The sequence below is a fragment of the Streptomyces axinellae genome, from assembly GCF_039532135.1.
In the GTDB taxonomy this organism is placed as follows: Bacteria; Actinomycetota; Actinomycetes; order Streptomycetales; family Streptomycetaceae; genus Streptomyces; species Streptomyces axinellae.
The window spans coordinates 108,449-132,338 of the sequence record NZ_BAAARJ010000021.1; the positions used below are offsets into that span (position 1 = coordinate 108,449).

At 72.9% G+C, this 23,890-nt stretch carries 18 protein-coding genes; 4 read left to right on the top strand and 14 right to left on the bottom strand.

The features are described from left to right. Nucleotides 1–101 precede the first annotated feature (101 nt). The 4 genes from ald to pyrG all read right to left on the bottom strand — a co-directional run bounded on the left by ald (nucleotide 102) and on the right by pyrG (nucleotide 6,391). A complete protein-coding gene (gene ald / locus ABD339_RS27580; protein WP_344569799.1) occupies nucleotides 102–1,217 on the bottom strand; it encodes an alanine dehydrogenase in 1,116 nt (371 codons plus the stop codon). Between the two features lie 221 nt (nucleotides 1,218–1,438). Then, a complete protein-coding gene (locus ABD339_RS27585) occupies nucleotides 1,439–3,859 on the bottom strand; it encodes a tetratricopeptide repeat protein (protein WP_344569749.1) in 2,421 nt (806 codons plus the stop codon). Between the two features lie 239 nt (nucleotides 3,860–4,098). Beyond that, a complete protein-coding gene (locus tag ABD339_RS27590; RefSeq protein ID WP_344569751.1) occupies nucleotides 4,099–4,737 on the bottom strand; it encodes an NUDIX domain-containing protein in 639 nt (212 codons plus the stop codon). A 4-nt stretch (nucleotides 4,738–4,741) separates the two neighbouring features. Continuing rightward, on the bottom strand, nucleotides 4,742–6,391 hold the full coding sequence (gene pyrG, locus ABD339_RS27595) for a CTP synthase (protein ID WP_344569752.1): 1,650 nt from the start codon (nucleotides 6,389–6,391) through the stop codon (nucleotides 4,742–4,744). 418 nt (nucleotides 6,392–6,809) lie between these two features. On the opposite strand from pyrG, the gene ABD339_RS27600 reads away from it, so the two are divergent. Then, nucleotides 6,810–8,642: a glycoside hydrolase family 15 protein gene (locus ABD339_RS27600; RefSeq protein WP_344569754.1), complete on the top strand. Its 1,833-nt coding sequence runs from the start codon at nucleotides 6,810–6,812 to the stop codon at nucleotides 8,640–8,642. A 117-nt stretch (nucleotides 8,643–8,759) separates the two neighbouring features. Here the strand turns inward: ABD339_RS27600 and ABD339_RS27605 are convergent, their stop codons facing one another. Next, a complete protein-coding gene (locus tag ABD339_RS27605) occupies nucleotides 8,760–9,917 on the bottom strand; it encodes a beta-1,3-glucanase family protein (RefSeq protein ID WP_344569801.1) in 1,158 nt (385 codons plus the stop codon). A 600-nt stretch (nucleotides 9,918–10,517) separates the two neighbouring features. Between ABD339_RS27605 and ABD339_RS27610 the strand changes: the two genes are divergently transcribed. Further along, nucleotides 10,518–11,594, top strand: a complete 1,077-nt coding sequence (locus tag ABD339_RS27610) for a LacI family DNA-binding transcriptional regulator (RefSeq protein WP_344569755.1) — start codon at nucleotides 10,518–10,520, stop codon at nucleotides 11,592–11,594. A 50-nt stretch (nucleotides 11,595–11,644) separates the two neighbouring features. Here ABD339_RS27610 and ABD339_RS27615 read toward each other — a convergent pair whose 3' ends face one another. The 8 genes from ABD339_RS27615 to ABD339_RS27650 all read right to left on the bottom strand — a co-directional run bounded on the left by ABD339_RS27615 (nucleotide 11,645) and on the right by ABD339_RS27650 (nucleotide 20,408). Next, entirely contained in the window at nucleotides 11,645–12,952 is a 1,308-nt protein-coding gene (locus tag ABD339_RS27615; protein ID WP_344569757.1) for a glycosyltransferase family 4 protein, read from the bottom strand. 256 nt (nucleotides 12,953–13,208) lie between these two features. Beyond that, nucleotides 13,209–14,951, bottom strand: a complete 1,743-nt coding sequence (recN, locus tag ABD339_RS27620; protein ID WP_344569759.1) for a DNA repair protein RecN — start codon at nucleotides 14,949–14,951, stop codon at nucleotides 13,209–13,211. 166 nt (nucleotides 14,952–15,117) lie between these two features. Beyond that, nucleotides 15,118–16,071, bottom strand: a complete 954-nt coding sequence (locus ABD339_RS27625) for an NAD kinase (protein WP_344569761.1) — start codon at nucleotides 16,069–16,071, stop codon at nucleotides 15,118–15,120. A gap of 14 nt (nucleotides 16,072–16,085) precedes the next feature. Beyond that, on the bottom strand, nucleotides 16,086–16,892 hold the full coding sequence (locus ABD339_RS27630) for a TlyA family RNA methyltransferase (protein WP_344569763.1): 807 nt from the start codon (nucleotides 16,890–16,892) through the stop codon (nucleotides 16,086–16,088). Between the two features lie 3 nt (nucleotides 16,893–16,895). Then, nucleotides 16,896–17,285 carry a hypothetical protein gene (locus ABD339_RS27635; protein ID WP_344569765.1) on the bottom strand — a complete coding sequence of 130 codons (390 nt, stop codon included), beginning with the start codon at nucleotides 17,283–17,285 and terminating at the stop codon, nucleotides 16,896–16,898. Nucleotides 17,286–17,329: 44 nt separating this feature from the next. Further along, entirely contained in the window at nucleotides 17,330–18,133 is an 804-nt protein-coding gene (locus tag ABD339_RS27640) for an ABC transporter ATP-binding protein (RefSeq protein WP_344569803.1), read from the bottom strand. A gap of 188 nt (nucleotides 18,134–18,321) precedes the next feature. Continuing rightward, on the bottom strand, nucleotides 18,322–19,353 hold the full coding sequence (locus ABD339_RS27645) for a FecCD family ABC transporter permease (RefSeq protein WP_344569767.1): 1,032 nt from the start codon (nucleotides 19,351–19,353) through the stop codon (nucleotides 18,322–18,324). Then, nucleotides 19,350–20,408, bottom strand: a complete 1,059-nt coding sequence (locus ABD339_RS27650) for a FecCD family ABC transporter permease (RefSeq protein WP_425576116.1) — start codon at nucleotides 20,406–20,408, stop codon at nucleotides 19,350–19,352. The genes ABD339_RS27645 and ABD339_RS27650 overlap by 4 nt, the downstream gene beginning before the upstream one ends. A gap of 131 nt (nucleotides 20,409–20,539) precedes the next feature. Here ABD339_RS27650 and ABD339_RS27655 point away from each other — a divergent pair, with 131 nt between their 5' ends. Both ABD339_RS27655 and ABD339_RS27660 read left to right on the top strand, forming a co-directional pair. Further along, nucleotides 20,540–21,565, top strand: a complete 1,026-nt coding sequence (locus ABD339_RS27655; RefSeq protein WP_344569769.1) for an ABC transporter substrate-binding protein — start codon at nucleotides 20,540–20,542, stop codon at nucleotides 21,563–21,565. Between the two features lie 135 nt (nucleotides 21,566–21,700). Then, on the top strand, nucleotides 21,701–22,585 hold the full coding sequence (locus ABD339_RS27660; RefSeq protein WP_344569771.1) for a siderophore-interacting protein: 885 nt from the start codon (nucleotides 21,701–21,703) through the stop codon (nucleotides 22,583–22,585). 149 nt (nucleotides 22,586–22,734) lie between these two features. On the opposite strand, the gene ABD339_RS27665 is transcribed toward ABD339_RS27660, so the two are convergent. Continuing rightward, on the bottom strand, nucleotides 22,735–23,856 hold the full coding sequence (locus ABD339_RS27665; protein ID WP_344569773.1) for an HAD hydrolase-like protein: 1,122 nt from the start codon (nucleotides 23,854–23,856) through the stop codon (nucleotides 22,735–22,737). Nucleotides 23,857–23,890 lie beyond the last annotated feature (34 nt).

Here is a 23,890-nt window from a genome sequence, read left to right on the forward strand (position 1 = left end):
ACGACGACATCACCGGCCGGACCCTTCCGCCAAGGTCCGGCCGGTGACGTGACGTTGCCGACGTTGACGTCACGGGTTGACCCCGTGACGCCCGTTCCGACTCAGCCCAGCAGCTCGGTGAGGTCGCGCGCGGCGAGGCCGTGGGCCTCGGCCACCGGCCCGTAAGTGACCTCGCCCCCGTGGGTGTTGAGGCCCCTGGCCAGCGCCGCGTCCCTGCGCAGCGCCTCGCGCCAGCCGCGGTTGGCCAGCTCGACGATGTAGGGAAGCGTCGCGTTGGTCAGCGCGTGCGTCGAGGTGTTGGGCACCGCGCCGGGCATGTTGGCGACGCAGTAGAAGACCGAATCGTGGACACGGAAGGTCGGCTCCGCGTGCGTGGTGGGACGCGAGTCCTCGAAGCAGCCGCCCTGGTCGATCGCGATGTCGACAAGAACACTTCCCGGCTTCATCCGCGAGACCAGCTCGTTGCTCACCAGCTTCGGCGCCTTCGCGCCGGGGATCAGCACGGCGCCGACGACCAGGTCGGCGTCGAGCACGGCGCGCTCCAGCTCGTAGGCGTTGGAGGTGACGGTCCGCACCCGGTTGCCGAAGATCCGGTCGGCCTCGCGGAGCTTGTTGACGTCCTTGTCCAGCAGCGTGACGTGGAAGCCGAGGCCGACTGCGATCTGGGTGGCGTTCCAGCCGGAGACCCCGCCGCCGATGACCACGGCGCGGCCCGCGTTCACGCCGGGGACACCGCCGGGCAGCACGCCTCGCCCGCCCGCCGAGGCCATCAGGTGGTAGGCGCCGACCTGCGGGGCGATGCGCCCGGCCACCTCGGACATCGGGGCCAGCAGCGGCAGCGCGCGGTTGGACTGCTCGACCGTCTCGTAGGCGATGGCGGTCGTGCCGGATTCCAGCAGCGCGTCGGTGCACTCGCGGGAGGCGGCCAGGTGGAGGTAGGTGAAGAGCGTCTGGTCCTTGCGCAGCCGGTGGTACTCCTCGGCGACCGGCTCCTTGACCTTCAGCAGCAGGTCGGCGGTGGCCCAGACCTCGTCGGCGGTGGCGAGGAGGGTGGCCCCGGCGCCGGTGTACTCGTCGTCGGGGATGGAGGAGCCGACACCGGCGCCGTTCTCCACGAACACCTCGTGGCCGTTCCGCACCAGCTCGTTCACCCCGGCAGGGGTGATCGCCACACGGAACTCGTTGTTCTTGACCTCGCGGGGGATGCCGACCTTCACGTCGATCACGGTCCTTCACTCAGGGTGCAGAAGGGGGAAGAGGCCGGGTCGCGCATGCTCGAAGACACCCGGGGAGACCGCGGCATTCGCCAGTCTAATGAAGGAGTCTTCGCTGTCCAGCCTTACAAAGCATCGAATTTTTCCGAGATCGCTATGTGTTTCGCAGGCTCGGACGCTCTGTAGTGAACAGGTCGGGGCGCTCTGGAGCGAAAGGGACGCGTTCAGGACCGGGTGTCGCCGAATTCGATGGATCCGGCTTCCGCTTCCGCTTGCGCCACGACCCGCTGCTCCCTCTCGCGGCCCGCGTCTTCCGGTCCTTCCGGATCCGGTGGGGGCGCCGACCGGTGCGGGGGAGCCGGAATGCGGGGCGGCGCGTGGCCGTGAGCGTCCGCGTCGGCCTCCTGGTCGTACGCCCCGTACGCCTCCGCGTCGTACGGCGCGGTGTCGGCGGTGTTGTACGCGCCCGCGAGGTGCCCCGCCGGTCCGGGCTCCGCCGCGCTCTCCCGCGGGCCGGGGGACGGCGGGACCCCGCGCACTGTGTCGGCCGCGGCGCGGTGCGCGCGGGCTCCGCGCAGATCGCCGAGCCGCTCGCACACGCCTGCCAGCCGGTACCGCAGCGCCGCCCCCAGCCGCACCTCGCCGGCAGCGCGCGCGGCATCCAGCGCCTGGCCATAGGTGCGCAGCGCGTCGGACAAGTGGTCCGCCCACTCCTGCACACGGGCGGCCTCAGCCAGCGCCCGGGCGTGGGGCCCCGGTTCGCGCAGCCTGCGGAAGGCGGCGGCAGCGGCACGCCAGGCGCGCAGGGCTTCCTCCCACTGGTTCGCGTGCGTGTGCACGGCACCGATACGGCCGTGCAGCCGTGCCGCCGCCTCGCGGTCCGCGCGCTCGTCCCGGGTGAGCCGCAGCTCCAGCGCCCTGCCGTACCAGTCGGCGGCCCGCGCCCAGTCGGACAGCTCCGCGTAGGTGCCCGCCAGCGACTCCAGGGCGCGCGCCGTGGCGGCCTCGTCCTTGCCCTCGCGGGCCTCGTCCAGGGCACCGCGGTAGCGGACGAGGGCCTCTTCGAGCCGGTCCGCTTCCGTGTCGAGATCGCCGAGGTTGAGCAGCGCGGTCGCGCTCTCCCGGTGCAGCCCGCCACGCCGGGCGACCGTGAGGATCAGCTCGTGCAGCCGGTACAGCTCCGGCGCCGCCTCCGCTGGCTCGTGGTGCGCGTCGAAGGCGCGGGCCAGTGCGGACACCAGCCGGCGCGCGAGGGTGTCCAGTTCCCCATCACCCTCGGCCACCGTCATCCGGGCCGCGGCCAGCAGTACGGAGCGCCGCCCCGCCAGCCAGGCGCGGGCCTCCTCCCGCCCGGCGAAGCGCAGCGCTCGGGGCATCCGCGCCATCCGGCCGCGCGCCTCGGAGCCGGGCGGCTCGCACACCGCACGGCACGCCTGGAGCCGCCGTACCAAGCGCTCCAGCAGCCGCGCTCTGGCCAGCATCGCCTCGCCGGGCCGCTCGTGCGCGGTCAACTCCGCGCGCAGCAGCGGGTCGAGACAGCCGGGCACCTCGTAGCATTCCCCGCCCAGCTCGCGCAGCAGGCCCAGCCGGACGAACTCCTCCAGCGCCTCGCGGGCCACCGTGAGCGAGCATCCCGCCAGCGCGGAGGCCGTCTGCGGGTCGGCGAACCCGGCAGGGGCGAGCGCCAGCAGCCTCAGCATGCGCGCGGACGAGGCGGACAGCGACCCGTTGACCAGCCGGAAGGTGTGCCGCAGCGGGGTCGGTGTCCTGACCTTGAGGGGCTTGCGATGGCCCTGCCGCTCGGGAGGGTCCGCCTCGTCGTATTCCCCGGGCGGCCCTGGTGGCTCGGACTGCTCCGGCGGGTCCGGCAGATCCGAGCACGCGGCGAGGCGCCGGCCCGCGTCGTGCACCGAGAGCTTGGGGCGGGCCCCCATCCAGCCGCCCATGAGTTCGAGCGCGGCCGGCAGGTCACCGCACGCCTCGGCCAGCGCCTCGGCACTGCGCGGATCGACGGTGATACGGGGCGCGGCACCGGCGCGGCGGGCCAGCAGTGCCACGGAGGTGGCCCGGTCGAGACCGCCCAGCGCACAGGGCAGCACATCGGGCACCCCGGTCAGCGGGCCCGCGGCCACCGCGACGACCAGGCAGTCCCTGCTGTCCGGCAGCAGATCGAGCAGCTGCTCGGAATCGGCCACATCGTCCAGGAAGAGCAGGGTGGGGCCGCGCCCGGCGAGGCAGGTGCGCACGGCATGGGAGAGGTCCTCCTCGTCGGCGCCGGGGGGCGGGGCGAGGGGAGGTTCGGCGTCCGGCGGGGTACCGAGGGCGGCCAGCGCGGCCAGCAGGTCACGGGCGGTGCGTTCGGTGGGGACGGGCAGCCCGCCCGGGTCGGTGAGCCGGGCCCGCAGCACACCGCCGGGATACCGGTCCCGGATGCCGCGGACGAACTCCTCGGCGAGCGCGGTGCGTCCGGAGCCGGGGGCTCCGGCGATCAGCAGGACGCGGCTGTGCGGGAGGGGGTGGCCCGAGAGGGTGTGCAGGCCCGCGCGTGCGATGTCCTCGCGCAGTGCGCGCAGTTCGCGGTCGCGGCCCGTGAAGGCGTGCGGGCCGGTCGCCGCTGCTGTGGGCTGCACCGCCTGATCTGTCACGGGCTACGCTCCCGTTCACCTGCGTGTGGGCGTACGAAGGCTTCGAGCGTAGTTCACCGGGTGGCGCCGGCCCGGGGCGACGCGTGCCGTGACCAGGCCGAAAATCACCACATCGGCTCATGCGCACGCGGCCCGGACGGGCTGGGTCCCAGCCCGTCCGGGACACCCCGGCCCGGTACCCGGACGGGGGCGCGGGTCTTCCGCGAGAACAGAGGCGGATCTTCCGCGAGCCGGCCGGCCTACTCCTCGCCGAACGGGCGCGCGGGCCACGGGGCGTCGGCCGCGCGCAGCGCACCCGTGCCGCCGCCGGTGGCCAGGACGGCGTTCAGGGCGAGGCTGCCCACGACCAGGCAGTTGTTGTGCAGCTCGCCCGCGAGTGCGCCCCGCACCAGCTCCTCCAGCGGAATGCGGGCCTCCTGCATGTCGGCCTCCTCCTCGGAGACCTCGAAGCGCTCGCCCTCGGCCTCGGAGAGCTGCTGGGCCAGGAAGATCCGTACGGCCTCGTCGCTGCCGCCGGGCGTGGTGTAGACATCGACGAGAACGCGCCACTCCTCGGCCTTCACGTGGGCCTCTTCGTACAGCTCGCGCTGGGCGGCGTGCAGCGGGTTCTCGCCGGGGACGTCCAGCAGCCCGGCGGGGATCTCCCACAGCTTCTCGCGCACCGGGTGGCGGTACTGGCTCAGCACCAGGACGCGGTCCTGGTCGTCGAGCGCGAGGATGGCGACCGAGCCGGGGTGCGTCTGGTAGTCGCGCCGCGCCACGGAGCCGTCGGGCATCACCACATCGTCGGTGCGGACCCCGGTCTTGTTGCCCTGGAAGGGGGTCGAGGTCGCGGTGACCTGCCACTCCTCGGGGGTGTCATAGATACGTGTGGACATCCGGTCACTCCCCCTGGCGGCGCGCGACGGCCGCCTTGATCAGGCCTGCGAACAGCGGGTGCGGGCGGGTCGGGCGGGAGCGCAGCTCGGGGTGGGCCTGGGTGGCGACCAGGTAGGGGTGCACCTCGCGCGGGTACTCGACGTACTCGACCAGCTTGTTGTCGGGCGAGGTGCCGGAGAAGACGAGCCCGGCGTTCTTCTCCAGCTCGGTGCGGTAGTGGTTGTTGACCTCGTAGCGGTGCCGGTGGCGCTCTTCCACGTAGGGCTCGCCGTCGTACGCCTCGCGCACCAGGGAGCCCTCGGCGAGCTTGGCCGGGTACATGCCCAGCCGCATCGTGCCGCCCATGTCGCCTTCACCGGCGACGATGTCGAGCTGCTCCTCCATGGTGGAGATGACCGGGTGCGCGGTGGCCGGGTCGAACTCGGTGGAGTTGGCGTCCTTGATGCCCGCCAGGTTGCGGGCGCCCTCGATCACGATGCACTGGAGGCCCAGGCACAGGCCCAGCAGCGGGACCTTGTTCTCGCGGGCGAAGGTGATGGCTCCGACCTTGCCGTCCACGCCCCGGTCGCCGAAGCCGCCGGGGACACAGACCGCGTCGCAGTCCCCGAGCTGCCGCTCAGCGCCTTCGGGGGTGCGGCAGTCGTCGGAGGTGACCCACTTGATCTTGACCCGGGCCCGGTTGGCGAAGCCGCCGGCGCGCAGCGCCTCGGTGACCGAGAGATAGGCGTCGGGCAGGTCGATGTACTTGCCCACCAGCGCGACGGTGACCTCGTGATCGGGCTCGTGCACCCGGCGCAGCAGGTCGTCCCACTGGGTCCAGTCCACATCGCGGAAGGGGAGGTCCAGCTTGCGCACGACGTAGGCGTCCAGGCCCTCGGTGTGCAGGACCTTGGGGATGTCGTAGATCGAGCGGGCGTCCTTGCAGGCGACGACGGCGGCGTCGTCCACGTCGCACATCAGCCCGATCTTCCGCTTGATGGAGACCGGCACGTCGCGGTCGGCGCGCAGCACGATCGCGTCCGGCTGGATACCGATGTTGCGCAGCGCGGCGACCGAGTGCTGGGTGGGCTTGGTCTTCAGCTCGCCGGAGGGGCCGATGTAGGGCAGCAGCGAGATGTGGACGACGAAGACGTTGTCGCGGCCCACCTCGTGGCGCACCTGGCGGACGGCCTCCAGGAAGGGCAGGGACTCGATGTCGCCGACGGTGCCGCCGACCTCGGTGATGACGACGTCCACGTCGTCGGTGGCCATGCGCCGGACGCGGTGCTTGATCTCGTTGGTGATGTGCGGGATGACCTGCACGGTGTCGCCCAGGTATTCGCCGCGCCGCTCCTTGGCGATGACGGTGGAGTAGACCTGGCCGGTGGTGACGTTGGCCGAGCCGTCGAGATCGACGTCGAGGAAGCGCTCGTAGTGGCCGATGTCCAGATCGGTCTCGGCGCCGTCGTTGGTGACGAACACCTCGCCGTGCTGGAAGGGGTTCATCGTGCCCGGATCGACGTTCAGGTAGGGGTCGAGCTTCTGCATCGTGACCCGCAGGCCCCTGGCCTTGAGCAGGGCTCCCAGGCTGGAGGCGGTGAGCCCCTTGCCGAGCGAGGAGGCGACACCCCCGGTGACGAAGAGATGCTTGGTCGTCATGGACGTAGGCGGCATGGCCAAGAGGGGGCTCCCGTGGTCGCTTGGTGGGGTGCGAAGAGGCATCCTGGCTCTCGTGCCTGTGGTGCCATCGCTGCGGTTCGGGGGGCTTCCGTGTCGAACACATCGCGTCCGCATGCCCACCGGTCCACGGGCTACCAGCGTAACAGTGCCTTCGGGGGGCTGCTGCTGCCCGTCTCCCCGCGGCCCCTCGCGGGCTCTTCGCGTACCCCAGGTGATGGCGGTGTTGCTCCAGGTGAGGGCGGTAAGGAACCTCACCTAATCGGCGCAGCCGGAGTCAGCCGACCGTCGGGCGGAAGGGATCGCTGCGTCGTATCCTGCTCGGACACTTGCCTGGGACAGGCAGGAAGTACAGGAATTCACAGGTCATCCAGCACGTCCCACGGGGGCGTCGCCGCAGTTCGTTCGACTGGAGATGCACGTGGCTGGGCGCATCGAGGATTACGCACTCATCGGGGATATGCAGACCGCCGCCCTTGTCGGCAGAGACGGCACGGTCGACTGGCTATGTCTCCCCCGGTTCGACTCCCACGCGGTGTTCGCGCGACTGCTCGGTAACGAGGAGCACGGCTTCTGGCGGGTGGGGCCCGCACACGCCGGCGGCGGCGATCCACCGGTCGCCGACCGCCGCCGCTACCGGGGGGAATCGCTCGTTCTCGAATCCGAATGGGACACCCCCAGGGGGACCGTACGGATCATCGACTTCATGCCCCCTCGCGAGGATCACGCACCTCAGCTGGTGCGGATCGTGGAGGGGGTCAGCGGGCGGGTGCGGATGCGCTCCTCGCTGCGGATGCGTTTCTCCTACGGCTGGGTCGTGCCGTGGGTGCACAAGGTGGGCCAGCGCACGGTCGCCGTCGCCGGACCCGACTCGGTCTGGCTGGACACCGAGGCCGAGACCCACGGCAAGGACCTGACGACCTACTCCGACTTCACCGTCGGCCCCGGCGACCGGGTGGCGCTGACCATCAGCTGGCAGGCGTCGCACCGGGAGCCGCCGCAGCTTCCGGAGCCCGAGGAGGCGCTGCGCACCACCGAGGACTTCTGGCGCGAGTGGGTCGAGATGTGCACCTACCACGGCCCCTACCGGGAGGCCGTGGTCCGGTCGCTGATCACGCTCAAGGCGCTCACCTACGCGCCCACCGGCGGGATCGTGGCGGCGCCCACCACCTCGCTGCCCGAGGAGATCGGCGGCGGCCGGAACTGGGACTACCGCTTCACCTGGCTGCGGGACGCGGCCATCACCCTCTCCTCGCTGCTGCGCACCGGATACCGGGAGGAGGCGCGGGCCTGGCGGGAGTGGCTGCTGCGCGCGGTCGCGGGCGACCCGGAGAACCTCCAGATCATGTACGGCATCGCGGGCGAACGCGAGCTGGCCGAGGCGGAGTTGTCGTGGCTGCCCGGCTACGAGAACTCCACGCCGGTCCGGGTGGGCAACGGCGCCGCCAACCAGCTGCAGATCGACGTGTACGGCGAGGTCACCGAGGCCCTGCACCTGGCGCACATGACGGGCCTGGCGCGCAACGACTACGCGCAACTCCTCCAGCTCAAGCTCATCGGCTACCTGGAGAACCACTGGTACGAGCCGGACGAGGGCATCTGGGAAGTGCGCGGCCCCCGGCGGCACTTCGTGCACTCGAAGGTGATGGCCTGGGTGGCCGTGGACCGCACGGTCAAGCTGATCGAGGCCGGGGATGTGGACGGCCCGCTGGAGCGCTGGCGCGATCTGCGCGAGGAGATCCACCGCGAGGTGTGCGAAAAGGGCTACGACAAGGAACGGAATACCTTCACGCAGTCCTACGGCTCCAAGGAGCTGGATGCCTCCCTGCTGCTGATCCCGCAGATGGGTTTCCTGCCGCCCGATGACAAGCGCGTCATCGGCACCATCGAGGCCATCCAGCGGGAGCTGTCCACCGAGGACGGCTTCGTGCTGCGGTACCCCACCAGCAGCGAGGTGGGCGAGGACGGCGCGGCGCTGGAGAACGTGGACGGGCTCGCGGGCGAGGAAGGCGCCTTCCTGGCCTGCTCGTTCTGGCTCGCCGACGACCTGGCGATGATCGGGCGCGTGGACGAGGCCAGGAAGCTGTTCGAGAAGCTGCTGGCGCTCCGCAACGATCTGGGCCTGCTGGCCGAGGAGTGGGACTCCAAGCGGCAGCGGCAGGTCGGCAACTTCCCGCAGGCGTTCAGCCACGTGCCGCTGATCGATACGGCGCTGCGGCTCACGGCCTCGGGAGCCTACGGGGTCTGAGGCCCGCCCGCTTCGCGGCCTGAACGGGACGGCGCCCGGTGCGATGTCGCACCGGGCGCCGTCGTGTGTGCCGTCGGGTCTTCCGTCCTGTGCTGAGCCGCGCTCAGCCGGGGCGGCTCACTCGAAGGGCGTCAGGGTCAGCGTCATCTCGGTGGGGGCGCTGTCCTCGATGTAGGAGGCGAAGCCGGCGACGTCGTCGAAGGCGAAGCCGTACGCCTTGCCGTCCTCGGTGGCCTCGTGCATGGCCTTGACGTAGTGGTTCACGAGGTCGCCCTGGTAGAACTGCGCCGGGTCGGTGGAGGGCTGCTCGGCTATCGCCTCCAGGGTGGTGCGGTTGAGCGCGGCGCCGAGGATCGCGGCGACCGGGCCGGTGGTGCCGTCGTTGGGTGCGGCCAGTGCCCCGTCGCAGAAGAGCATGTCCTTGGTGGAGGGCTTGTCGAAGGAGACCGAGCCGGGGCCGGTGAAGTTGAACTTGCCGCCGCTGACGCGTCCGGTGAAGGTGCCCGCGTTGGTGGTGACCTTCAGGTCCTTGGTCTCGTAGAGGCTCCACACCTTGTCGATGTAGGGGCCGAAGTGGTTCTCGTCGAACTTGCCCGCGCCCAGGCCGTGTCCGGGCGCGATGACGCGCTTGTCCTCGATGACCAGGTCGCCGAAGCCCGGTGCGGCGCGCACCTGCTCGAAGATCTTCTTCCTGGCCCCGGGCTTGAGGGTGCCGGTCGTCTGGTCCTTGGCGCCCTTGAGGTGGATGGACATCGGCACGCTGAACATGTCCACCATGGTGGTGTTGCAGTACATGGCGCCGCCCTTGTGGGTGAACTCCGCGCAGTCGTGCACCACCGGGTAGTTCGGGTCCGACTCGACCCAGGCGGCCGGGTAGGCCAGCGCGGCGCCCTGACCGCCGTCCACCGCCTTGAACTTCAGCTTCTCGCCGCACGCGACATAGATACGGCCCGACATCTCCGGCAGGGAGAGCGTGGTCTCCTCGCCCGTGAGCGGGATGGCGTAGTCGGTGAAGCCGTCGCCGCCGTTGTCGCCCAGCTCGACGGGCTTCAGCTCGCCCTCCGGGGTGACACGGCACTGGCGGGTGCCGTCGTTGCCGACGATGTAGACGAATATCGCGTTGCTCTCGTACGCGCCCGTCTTGTTGACGATCTTCAAGGACAGCCCCGCGGCGTTCGCGTTGGCGGTCTTCGGGGAGTTGCCGGCGCTCGCCTGGGTCGCGACGTACGCGGCGGCGGGGACGGCGACGGCGGCGGCTGCCGCGCTGCGGAGCATGGTCCTACGGCTGATAGGGCTCACTTGGCACTACCTCCTGTAGTGGTTTCAACAGAGACATGATCGACGAGCAGCGAGGCGCCCGGCTTTGCGGTGTCCGAGGGGGTGGCCCGGCCGGCTGTGCGGTCGCGGAACGCGTCGCCCCGTGGGGAGGTCGAGCAGAATGACATGGCTGTGGCCGGTGGTCCGCCGGCGGGTAGCGGCCTCGATGACGTCGAACTCGGGGACGTCCGGCCGGCTTTGACGGTTCCCCCGGTGGTCGGAGCCGAGAGTCCTGAAGTCGGGCAGGCGGCCCAGGGCCTGGTCGCGGGAGAGCCCGGTGCGGCGTGGGCTCGTCCCGACGCGCACGGTGCCGCGCGTGGGGGACGCGAAGCCGGCGCGCACGAACTCCTGTCGGACCCCGCCGCGTCGGTCGGCAGTAGTGCCGACAGCGGAGTGGGAAGCCCGCGCCGGGCGTGCCCGGGCGGCCTCTTGGTGCGTCTCATTTTTGCTGCGCCTCTCGGTGTGGGGGGTTGAGAGCGCTCTCACATTATCGGCATGCACAGTGCCGACAGTCGAGGGGTAGCGTCAAGGGATAACGGAGGAAGAGGAGTTGAACGGGTGCCCACGGACCGCTCGCCACGCCCCACTCTGGAGGCCGTCGCCGCCCACGCGGGCGTCTCCAGGGCCACCGTCTCCCGGGTGGTCAACGGGGGGCCGGGCGTCCGCGCCGAGGTACGCGAACGCGTCCGCGCCTCCGTACAAGCGCTCGGCTACGCGCCCAACTTCGCCGCCCGCAGCCTCGTCACCCGGCGCACCGGAGCCGTCGCCGTCGTCATAGCAGAACCCGAGAGCCGGGTCTTCTCCGACCCCTTCTTCTCCCGCCAACTCCGGGGCATCGGCCGGGAGCTGGCCTGCCATGACACCCAACTGCTGCTGATGCTCCAGGAACGCGCCGAGGACCACGAACGCATCAGCCGGTATCTGGCGGGCGGCCATGTGGACGGCGTACTGATGTTCTCGCTGCACGGCCAGGGCCCGCCCCCCGGCGCGCAGGCCCTGGCCGCGGGCCTGCCCACCGTCTTCGGCGGGCGCCCCGGCTGGCCCGGCGCCGCCGAGGACCCCGGACTGCTGTACGTGGACGCGGACAACAGGGGCGGCGCCCGCCTGGCGACCGAGCACCTGCTCGGACTCGGACGGCGCCGCCCCGCCGCATTGACCGGGCCGCTGGATCAGACCTCGGCCTTGGACCGCCTGCACGGCTTCCAGGACGCGCTCACGGCGGCGGGGCTCGCCCCCTCCCGGGCCCCGACGGCCGGCGGAAGCTTCACCGCCGAGGGCGGCGAACGCGCGATGGCCCAGCTCCTGGAACACGAGCCGGGGCTGGACGCGGTGTTCGCCGGCTCCGACCTGATGGCGGTGGGCGCGCTGCGCGCCCTGCGCGCCGCAGGCCGCCGCGTCCCCGAGGACGTGGCGGTGGTCGGCTTCGACGACCTGGAATCCGCCTCCTGGGCCGATCCCCCGCTCACCACGGTGCGGCAGGACGTCGAGGGCATGGGCCGCATCATGGCGCGGCTGCTGCTGCGTCAGATCGGCGATGTACCGGCGGACGGCGGGAGAGGCGTGACGGCTCGGACCGAGGAGCCGGCCTCTCCTGTGATCACCGAGGCGCGGCTGGTGGTGCGGGCGTCGGCGTGAGATGACGCCCGGCGGGAGGCGAGCGGGCCGGTCTGGGTGTCCCCGTGCCGTCAGCCCGAAGGGGGGTCGTCCCCGGTGAACTCGTCGTAGACGCTGAGGACCTGGGCGACCGTGTCGTCCTCCGTGGGCCAGGTGGCGGCCCGCGCCCGGCCCGCCGCGGCGAGTGCCGCGCGGCGGGCGGGGTCGGCCAGCAGGGAGACGACAGCCGACGCGAGGGAGTCGGGGTCGCCATAGGGCACCAGTACGGCCGCGTCGCCGACCAGTTCGGGCACGCCGCCGACCTCCGTCGCGACCAGCGGCACCCCCGTGCGCAGCGCCTCCTGGGCGGGCAGGGGGCGGCCCTGCCAGCGGGCCGCCAGCAGCGCGATGTCGGCGCCCGCCAGCAGGCGGAGCGCGTCATCGCGGCGGCCGAGCAGCCGTACGGGCAGTGCCTCGCGTTCGATCCGCTCCTGGAGGGCCGCCCGCTCGGGTCCCTCGCCCGCGATGGCGAGCAGCGGCTGGGGATCGAGATGGCGCCAGGCGCGGGAGGCGGTGAGCACGGTGTCGTAGCCCTGGCGGCGGTCGAGCCGGCCGACGGCGATGAGCAGGGGCCGGCCGATGGCGCCGATGTCGGCGCGCGCCTTGTGCCGCAGCGTCTCCTCCCCTTCGTCGGACTCGCCGGCGCCGGTCGGCATGAACGGAGCGCAAGGCGCGTACTGGGCGAACGGGCCGGCCGGGGTGCCGGGCGGGCCTTCCCCGTGTGCGCTGTCCGGCAGGCGGGCGCCGGAGAGGGCGACGGGGGCGAGTCGGGCGTCGCGGGCTCCGCTGCGGCGGGCCGCGTCCACCAGGTCGGTGGTGACGCCCAGGACGACACAGGCGGCACGCGCCACCCGCCGCCTGAGCAGCCGGACCAGCAGTTCGCGCGCCGCCTCGGCGCGGGTGGCGCGGTCCGTCTCGTCTCCGGCGCGCGGCGCGGTGTGCCAGGTGACGACGAGCGGCACCTCGTGCCGTCGCCTGCCGAGCGCCATCGACGCGAGGAGTCCGGCGCGCAGCCCGTGCGCGTGTACGAGGTCGGCGTCGGCGCACACGGCCCGCAGCGTGGCGACCGTCTCCCGCTCGGTGCGGCCCCCGGTGGTGGCGAAGTGGGCGCCCGCCGCGGTGAAGGCGTGGCCCAGTTCCGAATCCCGGGCGGCGGCGCAGACCGTGACCCGTACCCCTCGCGCGACCAGCCCCTCGGCGAGGGAGCGCACATGGGCCGCCGTGCCGGCGGAGGGTGCGCCGTCGCCGAACGGGGAGGCGGCACCGCCCAGCACCTGGACGGCATGCAGCGGCGCCTTGCCCACGGGCGGCTGGTGCGAAGCGGTGCGGCTCGGGCTCACGGCAGACGGGCTCCCTGGATCAGCTGTGGGGGATACGGGGCCCGCCCAGGATGCCAGTTGGCGGCGCGGCCTCGCACCGCGGTGCGGCTCCAGGGCCCCGCGTAGCGGAACCTGGCAGGGCGTATCACTCACATGGGTGCGGGCGTGCGCGCCGGCCGCGACCGCGGCCGGGCCGGGGCAGCGCGGTCAGGTCCGGCCCGGCGCGCGCGGGTCGTGCCGTGCCGTGCCGTGCCGTGGCCAGGCTCGCGGGCCCGGGTCAGGTCGAGGCGCGGGCGGCCTCCAGCAGTTCCTCGGCGTGCGCTCTGGCCAGTTGAGAGTCCTCCTGCCCGGCGAGCATCCGGGACAGTTCGCGCACGCGGTCCTCGCCCTCCATGGCCTGCACTCCGCTGCGGGTGACCGAGCCGTCGTCGGTCTTCTCCACGACGAGGTGGCGGTCGGCGAACGCGGCCACCTGCGGGAGGTGGGTGACGACCACGACCTGTGCCGACCTGGCCAGCCGTGCCAGCCTGCGGCCCACCTCGACGGCCGCCTTGCCGCCGACGCCCGCGTCCACCTCGTCGAAGAGGTAGGTCGGCACCGGGTCGGAGCCGGCGAAGACGACCTCCACCGCCAGCATCACCCGGGAAAGCTCGCCGCCGGAGGCGCCCTTGGCGATGGGGCGGGGCTGCGCGCCGGGGTGCGGGGTCAGCAGCAGTTCGACCTCGTCGGTGCCGTGCGGGCCGAAGGCGAGGGTGCGGCCGTCGCTCTCCAGCCCGTCGGGGTCCTCGGTGTGCTTCAGCTCGAAGGAGACCCGGGCGTGGGGCATGGCCAGCTCGGACAGTTCCCCGGTGACGGCGTCGGCGAACCTCTTCGCCGCGTCGGCGCGCGCCTCGGTGAGCGTACGGGCCAGTGTGGCGAGTTCGCCGCGCAGCGTGGCGCGTTCCGCCTCCAGCTCGCCGATCCGCTCGTCGTCACCCTCCAGTTCGGCCAGCCGCTGCCCGCTGTGTTCGGCCCATTCCAGTACGGCGGTGATGTCCTCGCCGTATTTGCGGGTGAGCTGGCCGAGCGCGGCGCGGCGCTCCTCGACGGCGGCCAGGCGCAGCGGGTCGGCGTCCAGGTTGTCGGCGTATCCGGCCAGCTCGCCCGCCACGTCGGACAGCAGGATGTGCACTTCGCCGAGGCGTTCGGCGAGGGCGGCGAGGGCCGGGTCGTGGGAGCGGACGCCCTCCAGCGCCCGGTGTGCCCCGGCCACCAGGGTGCCGGCGTCCACGCCCTCGGGGTCTGCCGGGTCGCCGGCCAGCGCGCCGTGCGCGGCGGTGGCGGCCGAGGCCAGCGCCTCGGCGTGCCGGAGCCGTTCGGCCTCAGCCGCCAGTTCGGCGTCCTCACCCGGCTGGGGCTCGGCGGCCTCGACCTCCTGGATGCCGAAGCGCAGCAGGTCGGCCTCCTGCGCACGCTCGCGGGCGCGGGTGGTCAGCTCGGTCAGCTCGGCGGCCACGGTGCGCAGCCGCCGGTACGCCTCGCTGTAGGCGGCCAGTGGGGCGGCGACGGCCTCGCCCGCGTAGCGGTCCAGGGCCTCGCGCTGACGTGCGGCCCGCAGCAGGCCCTGCTGGTCGGTCTGGCCGTGCACGGCCACCAGGTCGTCGCTCAGCTCTGCGAGCAGACCCACCGGCACGGAGCGCCCGCCGACGTGGGCGCGCGAGCGACCCTCGGCCGAGATGGTGCGGCTGATCAGCAGCGCGCCCTCGTCCAGCTCGGCCCCCGCGTCCTCGGCGCGGCGCGCGGCCGGGGCGCCCGGGGTGACGGCGATCCTGCCCTCCACCACGGCCGATTTCGCCCCGACCCGCACGAGTGCCGCGTCCGCCCTTCCGCCGAGCAGCAGCCCGAGGCTCGTGACGACCATGGTCTTGCCCGCACCGGTCTCGCCGGTCACCGCGGTGAAGCCGGGGGCCAGCTCGACGACGGCGTCGTCGATCACGCCCAGGGCTCTGATCCGCATCTCCTCCAACACGGATACGACCATACGAGGTTCCTCCGTGCTCCCCACACCCCTGGTCCGGGTGGTAGCCGGACCAGGCGGACATACAGCCCCAGCACGCGGTAAACCGACCACCCCCTTCGTCACCCTCCGGGGTCCCGCGTGCGCGGGTCGGCCCCGGCCCCGGGAGTGCTCCTGGACCTGTGCGCCGCTACATCGGTGCGCCGCGCCAGCCGGAGACCGGCAGGGCGAACTTCGCGACCAGCCGGTCGGTGAACGAAGCGTGGTGGAGCCGGGCCAGCCGCACCGGCACGGCGCCGCGCCGCACCTCCACCCGGGCCCCGGGGGGCAGTTCGACGCTGCGCCGCCCGTCGGCCCACAGCACTCCGTGCGGGGTCTGCGGCTGCACCTCGACGGCCAGCACCGAATCCGGCGCGGTGACCAGGGGTTTGGCGAACAGCGCGTGGGCGCTGATCGGCACCATCAACAGGGCCTCCACCTCCGGCCACACCACGGGCCCCCCGGCGGAGAAGGCGTAGGCGGTGGAGCCGGTGGGGCTCGCGCAGACCACCCCGTCGCCGCCGAAGCTGGAGACGGGACGGCCATCGACCTCGATGACGACCTCCAGCATCCGCTCGCGGGCCGCCTTCTCGACGGATGCCTCGTTCAACGCCCAGTCGGTGTGCACGATATGGCCGCCGGTGCCGCCGTTCCCTCCGCTGCGTACGAGCACATCGAGGGTCATCCGCTCCTCGACCTCGTACGAGCGCGAGACGACGCGGTCCACCACCTTGTCGAGGTCGTCGCGCTCGGCCTCGGCGAGGAAGCCGACCCGGCCGAGGTTGACCCCGAGCATCGGCACCCCGGAGGCCCGCGCGAACTCCGCGCCGCGCAGCAGCGTCCCGTCGCCGCCGAGCACGACCAGCAGTTCGCAGCCCTCGGCCGCCGCCACGGTGGCCGGGACGATCTCCACGGAGTCGGGCAGCGGCAGGTCCACCGCCTCCTCGTCGAGGACGCGGACGCCGATCCCGCAGCGCAGCAGGCCCTGCACGACCAGTTCGGCGCTGCGTACGGCGGCCGGTCTTCCGGTGTGCGCGAGGAGGAAGACGGTGCGCCGCCCGCCCGCGGGCGCCTCCCCCTCGCTGTCCGACACGGGCGCTGTCATCCGGCTCTCCTGGGTCACTTGGGCCCCTCCGCCACCGCTCGCTCGACTTCGGCCGGGTCGAGGTCGGGTGCCCCGGCGCGCAGCCACAGAAAGTATTCGACGTTTCCCGAGGGGCCCGGGAGCGGGCTCGCGGTGACACCCAGCGCGCCCAGGCCCAGCGAGGCCGCGTGGCCCGCGACCGTACGCACGGCCTCGGCACGCAGTTGCGGACTGCGGACGACTCCGCCGCTGCCCAGCCGTTCCCTGCCCACCTCGAACTGAGGTTTCACCATCAGTACGAAATCGGCATCCGGTGCCGCGCAGCGCAGCAGCGCGGGCAGCACGAGGCCGAGGGGGATGAAGGACAGATCGCCCACCACGAGATCGACGGGCTCGCCCCCGATGGACTCCAGCGTCAGCTCCCGCACATTGGTGCGGTCCTTGACCATGACACGGGGATCGCTTCGGAGGGACCAGGCCAGCTGGCCGTAGCCGACGTCCACCGCCACCACCTGTCCGGCTCCCGCGCGCAGCAGGACGTCGGTGAAGCCGCCGGTGGAGGCCCCGGCATCCAGCGCCCGCCGGCCCGTGACCGCCAGCCCTCCCGGGCCGAAGACCGCGAGCGCTCCGGCGAGCTTGTGGCCACCGCGCGAGACGTAGTCCGGGTCGCTGTCGTCGTCCTTGACGACGACAGCCGCGCTGGTCTCGACCTGGGTGGCGGACTTGGACGCCGTGGCGCCGCCGACCGTGACCCGGCCGGCGGCGATCAGCTGACCGGCGTGCTCGCGCGAGCGCGCGAGATTACGGCGGACCAGTTCCGCGTCGAGTCGGCGTCGTGCCACGTCTCAGCTCCGGGGGGTGTGGGGGCGATCCAGCGCGGCGAGCGTCTCGCGCAGGCCGCGGTGGACATCTTCGTACACCTCCAGGTGGCCGGATACGGCGAGGTGGTCGGCGTCCTCCAGCCGCCTCAGCTGCGCATCGACCGGCGCGTGGCCGGTCGGGCGCACGGCGACTCCCAGGGGGCGGGGACCGGCGTCCTCCCCGGCGGCCTCACCGCCCTCCGGCGGCGCCTCCGCCCCGTCCGACACATCCGACATGTCCGCCGCATCCGCAGCATCAGCCACGGCCGCCCCGTCCGGGCCTGCCGGGTGCTCGTACTGCTGCTCCACGGCATGCGGTCTGACGTGCTGCCCGGCGCCTTGTCCGGGCCCGGTCCCCTGCGCGAACTCGCTCATGCCCCGACGCTACCGCGACGGTGTGACAGATCGCGGCGCCTGCGTCAGCGCCTCGCGGCGGGCACGACCAGCGGAGTACCGGTCTCCGGATCGTCGATGACGCGGCACGGCATCCCGAAGACGCTTTCGACCAGTTCGGCCGTCACCACCTCGGCCGGTGCGCCCTCGGCGACGATCTTCCCGTCGCGCATGGCGATCAGATGGGTGGCGTAGCGCGCCGCGTGGTTGAGGTCGTGGAGTACGGCGACCAGGGTGCGGCCCTCCTCCTCGTGCAGCCGGGCACACAGGTCGAGGACCTCGATCTGGTGGGCGATGTCGAGGTAGGTGGTGGGCTCGTCCAACAGCAGCAACGGGGTTTCCTGGGCGAGGGCCATGGCGATCCACACGCGCTGCCGCTGGCCGCCGGACAGCTCGTCCACGAAGCGGTCGCCCAGGCCCTCGACGCCGGTTGCCGCCATGGACTCGTTGACCACCCGCTCGTCGTCGCGCGACCACTGGCGCAGCAGGCCCTGGTGCGGGTACCGGCCCCGGGCCACCAGGTCGGAGACGGTGATGCCGTCAGGAGCGATGGAGGTCTGGGGCAGCAGACCGAGCGTGCGGGCGAGCGCCTTGGCCTGCATGCCGGCGATGTCCGCGCCGTCCAGCAGCACCTGGCCCCGGGCGGGCTTGAGCATCCGGGAGAGCGCGCGCAGCATGGTGGACTTGCCGCAGGCGTTGGGGCCGACCACGACGGTGAAGGACTGATCCGGCACGCGGACGTCCAGGTCACGCGCGATGGTGCGCTGGTCGTAGGCGAGGGTGAGCCCCTGGCCGGTCAGCCGCGCGGAGGCCGCGTCCGCCGGGGACATGTGGCGCCCGGCGCCGGCCGACACCTCGCCGCCTTGACCGTCCGGGGCGCCCGCGCCATTGGTGCCCGTCGCGTCCGCCGCGCTCGTCGCGCTGCTCATCGTCGCTTCCGCCTCCGTGTCGTGCCTGTCGGTGTGGCCGTGCTGTCCGTCCACGGCGTCGTCGGTGCGCTGTCGCCGCGCGGTCCCGCTCATATCCGTCCCGCCCTGCGCTCGGTGGCCAGCAGCCACACCAGATAGCCGCCGCCCACCACACCGGTGATCACGCCGACGGGCAACTGGTGGTCGCCGAAGGCCCGTTGGGCGACCAGGTCGGCGCACACCAGCAGCGCGGCGCCCATGCACAAGGAGGGCAGCAGATTGGGCCCCGGCGCCTTCGTCAGCCGCCGTGCCAGTTGCGGCGCCGCCAGCGCCACGAAGGCGACCGGCCCCGCCGCGGCGGCCGAGAGGGCCACCAGCAGCACCCCGGCGGCCAGCAGCACGAGCCGGGTGCGCTCCACGCGCACGCCCAGCGCGTAGGCCGCGTCGTCGCCCATCTCCATCATCCGCAGGGCCCGCGCGCAGCCGAACAGCACCAGCGGCACGAGGACGACCATGCCGCACAGCAGCGGCAGCACGTTGCCCCAGCCGCGGCCGTCCAGGCTGCCGGTCATCCAGAGCACGGCCCGCGACGCCTCGGTGATCTGGGCGCGGGTGATCAGATAGCTGTTGATGCCGGTCAAGATGGCGGTCGCGCCGACTCCGGTCAGCACCAGCCGGTAGCCGTGCATGCCGCGCTTCCACGCGAGCGCGTAGATCAGTCCGCTGATGACCACGGCCCCGATGACGGCGCCGCCCGCCAGGAGCAGGCTGCTGCCGCCCGCGAGGACGATGGCGACCAGGGCCCCGGTGGCGGCGCCGTTGCTGAAGCCGAGCATGTCGGGACTGCCGAGCGGGTTGCGGACGACCGCCTGGAAGACCGCGCCGCACAGGCCGAGCGCCGCGCCGACGAGGAGCGCGGTGACGGTGCGGGGCAGTCGCAGTTCGTTGACGATGAACGCGTCGGCCGGGTCGCCCTGGCCGATCAGCGTGCGGATCACCTCGCCGGGGGCCATGGGGTACTCGCCGCTGCCGATGGCGAAGACCGCCGCGACCAGCGCGAGCAGGAGACAGGCGCCCCCCACCAGCACCGCGCGCGGGCGGTAGGTGACGGAGAGACCTCCGGCAGTTCGTATGACGCTCACGCGTGTGCCACCCTCCGCCGGCGTACGAAGTAGAGGAAGAAAGGCCCGCCCAGCACCACCGTGACGATGCCGACCTGGAGTTCGCCGGGCCGGCCGAGCACCCGGCCGAGCACATCGGCGCCCAGCAGCAGGGCGGGCGACAAAACGGCGCAGTAGGGCAGCATCCAGCGCTGGTCGGGCCCGGTCAGCGCGCGCACCATGTGCGGCACCATCAGCCCGACGAAGACGACCGGCCCGCAGGCGGCCGTGGCCGCGCCGCACAGCAGGGTGACGGCGACGATCGCCCCGGCCCGGGTCCTGGTGGGCCGGGAGCCGAGGGCGCGGGCTGCGTCGTCGCCGAGTGCGAGCGCGTTCAGCGGGCGGGCCAGCGCCAGTGCCACGAGCGTGCCGGCGGCGATGAAGGGCAGCGCGCCGAGGACCGTGGAGTTCTCGGCCCGGGCGAGGGAGCCGACCAGCCAGAAGCGCATGCGGTCCAGCGAGGCGGTGTCCAGCAGTTGGACGGCGCTCACATACGAGACCAGCGCCGCGTTGATCGCCGCTCCGGCGAGCGCGAGCCGGGCCGGGGTGGCGCCGCGTCCGCCGCCCACCGTGTAGACGAGGGCCGAGACGGCGGCGGCGCCGAGGAAGGCGAAGGCGATGTACCCGTTGTAGCCGCTGATCCCCATGAAGGAGATCGCGGTGACGACGGCGGCTGCCGCGCCCGCGTTGATGCCGAGCAGCCCGGGGTCGGCCAGCGGGTTGCGGGTGAGGGCCTGCATGACCCCGCCCGCGAGACCGAGGGCGACCCCGGCGAGCAGGCCGAGGAAGGTGCGGGGCAGGCGCATCTCGTGGACGACGGTGTAGGCCGCCGAGCCGCTGTCGAACAGTCCGGACCACGCTTCGCCGAGCGTCAGCTGACGGGCACCGACGGCGAGGCTGAGGAAGACGACGAGCAGCAGCAGGAGCAGGGCGGCGACCAGACCGGCGGCCCGCGCGAGGGGAGGCCGGGCGCGCGCGGGCTGTTCCTGACCGGTCGCCGAACCTCCGCGGGCCTGGGGGGACTTGGTGAGGGTCACGTACGGACTCCGGTCGGGAGCCGGGAGAGGTGACTCCCGGCCACTGGACAACAACGACTTTGGTTAGGTTAGCCTAACTACAACTTCGGCCCCATGGTCGCCCCGTCGGTACGTTGAGAGAAGGCCACCACATGCCCAGCTCGTCCTCTATGCCCCGTCTTTCCCGTCGTGGTCTGCTGGCCGCGGGCGGCGCCGCGGGACTCGGCGCGCTGCTCGCCGCCTGCGGCAGCGACGGCTCAGGGTCCGGCTCGGGCGGCTCCGGGGGCGACGGCTGGTCCTTCACCGACGACCGCCGGAAGAAGGTCGGCCTCAAGTCCGTGCCCGACCGCATCGTCGCCTACACCGGTACCGCCGCCGCACTGCACGACTACGGGGTGGGCGACAAGATCGTGGGTGTCTTCGGGCCGACCAAGAAGAAGAACGGCAAGCCCGATGTGATCGCGGGCGACCTGGACATCTCCAAGGTCGAGATCATCGGCAACGCCTTCGGCGAGTTCGACATCGAGAAGTACGCCAAGACGCGCCCCCAACTGCTGGTCACCAACATGTACCTCAAGGACGCGCTCTGGTACGTCCCGGACGAGAGCAAGCAGAAGATCCTCAAACTGGCCCCCGCGCTGGGCATCACGACCGCCCAGGTCTCGATGATCGAGCCGATCCGGAAGTTCGCGAAGCTCGCCGAATCCCTCGGCGCCGATCTGAAGGCCAAGTCCGTCACCGACGCCAAGGACCGCTTCGAGAAGGCGTCCGAGCGGCTGCGCAAGGCCGCCAAGAACGGCATCCGCGTGATGGCGGCGGCCGGCGCCCCCGACCTGTTCTACGTCTCCGACCCCAACGCCAACGCCGACCTGAAGTACTTCAAGAGCCTCGGCGTGGACTTCGTCGTCCCGGAGAAGCTCAGCAAGCAGGGCTTCTTCGAGGAGCTGAGCTGGGAGAACGCCGACAAGTACAAGGCGGACGTCATCATCCTCGACAGCCGCACCCAGTCCCTCCAGCCTCCGGCCCTCAAGTCGAAGCCCTCCTGGGGCGAGCTGCCCGCCGTCAAGGCCGGTCAGGTGGGCGGCTGGATGGCCGAGCCGCGCTTCTCGTACGCGGGTGCGGCACCGCTGGTCGAGGACCTCGCCGAACTGATCGAAAAGGCCAAGAAGGTCCGCTGACACCCGGCGCGCGGCGCACCACCGCCGCGCGCGGCGCGGGGCACCGTCCGGCACCCGCCCGGCACACCCCCGGCCCGGCCCCGCGCCCCTCGTCCCACGCCCCCTACCGAGCACACGCCTCCGGGAGGAGCAGACATGAGCACCACGGTCTCCGAGGCGCCCCCGGCGCCGACCGCCGTCCCCTTCGAGTTCTTCGAGCTGCGCGTCCTGCGGACCCGCCGCCTGGGCCCGTCCATGCGGCGGATCACCCTCGGCGGCGAACGGCTGGGGTCCTTCGCCTCCGGCGGGCGGGATCAGCGCTTCAAACTGTTCCTGCCCCAGCCCGGCCAGGACGCGCCCATCGTGCCCGTCTCGGCGGGCAACGACTGGTTCCCCGAGTGGCGGGCCATGGACGAGAGCGTGCGGGCCATCATGCGTACGTACACCGTGCGCGCCCTGCGCCTGGGCAGCGAGTACGGCGGCCAGGACGAACTGGACATCGACTTCGCGCTCCACGGCGACATAGGCCCGGCCTCCCGCTGGGCACTGAGCGCGCTGCCCGGGGACCGGGTCACGCTGCTCGGCCCCGTGGTCGAGGACAACGGCGGGGTCGATTTCCGGCCGCCGGAGGGCACGGACTGGGTGCTGCTGCACGGCGACGAGAGCGCGCTGCCCGCCATCGGCGCCATCCTGGAATGGCTGCCCGCCGGTATGCCCGTCCGGGTGTTCGCCGAGGTGCCGCACGCCGAGGACATCCAGGACCTGCCGACGGTCGCCGACGCCCGGATCACCTGGCTGGTCCGCGACGAGGCCGCCGGGTCGCGCGTCGATGCGGTGGTGGAAGCGGTGCGCGCGGCCGGCCTCCCCGAGGGCACGCCCTACGCCTGGATCGCGGGCGAGGCGGGCACCGTCAAGATGCTCCGCCGCCACCTGGTCAAGGAGCGCGACTTCGACCGCCGCGCCGTCAAGTTCACCGGCTACTGGCGGCTGGGCGCCTCCGAGGAGCAGCGCCTCGCGGAGGCACTGGCCACCACGGGCTGAGCCCCGGCCGGTGCGGGCCGGTCGGATCGGAGAGAGCGGAGAGAGCGCGGCCCCGGCAGGGGGGATGGCCGGCCCCCCTGCCGGGGCCGCGCTGTGACCATGTCCGCACCGGCCGACCGGACCTGCGGGCGGGCGGATGGGCGCGGCGCTCACCAGTCCAGCCGCGCCAGCGCCTTCTCCGTGTCCAGCGCGCAGCCGTCCTCGCCGCCCGCCGTCCAGGCAGCGGCACACAGCGCCCGGAGGCCGTCCAACGGATCGCCCTCGCCGCCGAGTTCGAGCGCGTCCCGGCCGGCGACGGCTGCCCAGCCGCCGCAGCGGAATCCGTCCGAGGCGTCTGCGGTCACCTCCGGGTGCGCCTCAAGAAGCCCCCGCAGATCACGCGCCACATAGGTGGGACGGTGCGCGGGCGGCGCCGCGAGCAGTTGGGCGCCGTCGGTCACTCCGGTCAGCACGAGCAGCGAATCCACGCGCCCCGCGTGCGCCCCTTCGATATCGGTGTCCAGCCGGTCGCCGACGACCAACGGCCGCCGCGCCCCCGTCCGCAAGATGGACTCCCGGTGCATCGGCGGCAGCGGCTTGCCCGCCACCACCGGCTCGGGCGGCTTGCGCATCCAGCGCGTGGCGATGCGTACGACCTCGACGGCGGCGCCGTTGCCCGGCGCGATGCCACGGCTGCCCGGAATGGTCAGATCCGTGTTCGAGGCGAACCACGGCACGCCGCGCTGCACCGCGAGCGCCGCCTCCACCAGCCGCTCCCAGGCCAGCAGGGGACCCCCGTACCCCTGCACCACGGCGGCCGGTTCCTCCTCGGCCGAGGCGATGACCCGCAGCCCCCGCTCCTCCAGCGCGACCGTCAACCCCTCTGCCCCGATGGCCAGTACGGGCGCGCCCTCGGGGACCCGCTCGGCGATGAGCCGGGCGACGGCCTGCGCCGAGGTGACCACCTCGTCCGCGCGCGCCGGGACGCCGAGTTCGGTCAGGTGCGCGGCGACGGTGTCGGGGGTGCGGGCCGCGTTGTTGGTCACATACGCCAGCCGCAGCCCGCGCTCGCGCGCCGTGCGCAGCGAGTCCACCGCGTGCGCGACCGCCTCTCCCCCGGCGTACACCACCCCGTCCAGGTCGAGCAGCGCCGTGTCGTACGCCGCGTGCAGCGGGCGCTCACCGGCCTGTGGCGCGTACCGCGTCGAGGCGGTTTCCGAGCTGCCCCGGACGTCCGGGCCATCCTGGCCGTCCCGGTCCTCGCCGCCGTCCTCCGGGGGGTTGTGCTGCATGGTCTCGCTCCTCGCGGGTGCGTCACGGGCTCCG